At 38.6% G+C, this 1444-nt stretch carries 2 protein-coding genes; both read right to left on the bottom strand.

From position 1 onward, the window contains the following. Positions 1–60: 60 nt before the first annotated feature. Complete coding sequence (locus AX762_RS12235; protein WP_143139370.1) at positions 61–762, bottom strand: IS3 family transposase; 702 nt, start codon at positions 760–762, stop codon at positions 61–63. Between the two features lie 178 nt (positions 763–940). After that, positions 941–1444, bottom strand: a 504-nt coding sequence (locus tag AX762_RS12230) for a helix-turn-helix domain-containing protein (protein ID WP_071849389.1), incomplete at its 5' end; no start/stop codon positions are given.

The raw sequence follows: 1444 nt of genomic DNA, 5'->3' as shown, positions 1-1444 counted from the left end.
TGGGGTGACCCCTTAAAGTTAGAGTTTTTCTTTTCACTTTCTTTAGTAGCCGTTGGCTAATTAAGCAGCATATGAATGTCCATGATTTTTTCTATAATTCACTGGTGACTGACGATTGAGTTTTCTTTTTAATCGGGATTGGTTATAGTCGATAATGTAGTCTTCGATTGCTTTTTTTAGTTCTTCAAAAGATTTCAAGGGCTCTCCGTAATACATCGCCTGTTTCAAAATGCCAAAGAAACTTTCCATAGGTGCATTATCAATACAGTTTCCTTTTCTAGACATGCTTTGAAAGACTTTATTCACCTTCAACCTGTTTACCCACCGTTTATTTTGATAATGAAACCCCTGATCCGAATGGATCGTGGTGCGATAGATGGCGTGCTTGTTTATGATTGTCATAGCGTCTTGAAGAGATTCCATTACAAAATCGACATTAGGAGTCTCAGAAATACTGAATGAAATAATCTCTGAGTTGTATACGTCGAGTATCGGACTTAAGTATAGTTTCTTATCATTCTTGCATTTCATCTCAGTAATGTCTGTCAAGAGCTTCTGTAGAGGTATAGATGAGTTAAACCTTCGGTTTATGCGGTTCTTCGCGACTTTACCGACAGTACCTTTATAAGAGCTGTATTTTCTGGATTTTCGTGAGAATTTGATACACTTTAAACCTAATTCCTGCATGATGCGCAGCACTTTCTTATGATTGATTTTGTAACCCATGACTATCAATATATCTTGGATGCTTCTATAACCCACTCTTTCTTATCATAAAAAATCTGACTAATCAGTTCTTTCCAGAAAGAATCAGGATCTCCCTGGTTCATTTTCTTAACATGATAATGATAAGTGGCTTCAGGTATTCCAACAACAACTAATGTATCTTTCAGTTTGAATCCTTCTCGGACGAGAATGTACGCCGCTTTTGTTTGCGCTTTTATGGTAGGCGTTTGTCCTGAAAAGTCTCTAGCTTTTTTAAATAGGCGAGCTCCAGACGTAGGAGTTCATTTTCACGCTCCAATTCCGCGAAACGCTTAGCATCAAAGTCTTTTAGCTTTTGTTTTTTCAGCTTATCTTTTTCTTTTTTTCGACGTTCGATCTCAGCCATTGGGGCACGTCCCTTCGTTTCCGTTAGGGCCTCCATACCGTCGGTCTGGACCTTTATGTGCCATTCTCTGACAATAGAACCAAAGCGAATGCCAAAGGCATCAGCAGTCTTTTGATAAGAGAGCCCTGTTCTTTCTCTATATCTTAATACATCTAGTTTGAATTGAACAGGGAAGACAGATTGTATCTCTGGTTCTTTAAGGCCTTTCTTTCCGTATTGCTCATATAGACGAACCCAAGTCTGGATAATGGATGACGAAGACATCCCGTGCTTTTTGGCTAAGCTTGTAAAAGTAGGATCGTCAGAGAGGTATTCATTAACCAGTTTAAGTTT

This window comes from Alkalibacterium sp. 20 (assembly GCF_001885615.1).
In the GTDB taxonomy this organism is placed as follows: Bacteria; Bacillota; Bacilli; order Lactobacillales; family Carnobacteriaceae_A; genus Alkalibacterium.
This window is presented reverse-complemented; position numbering and strand designations above follow the sequence as displayed.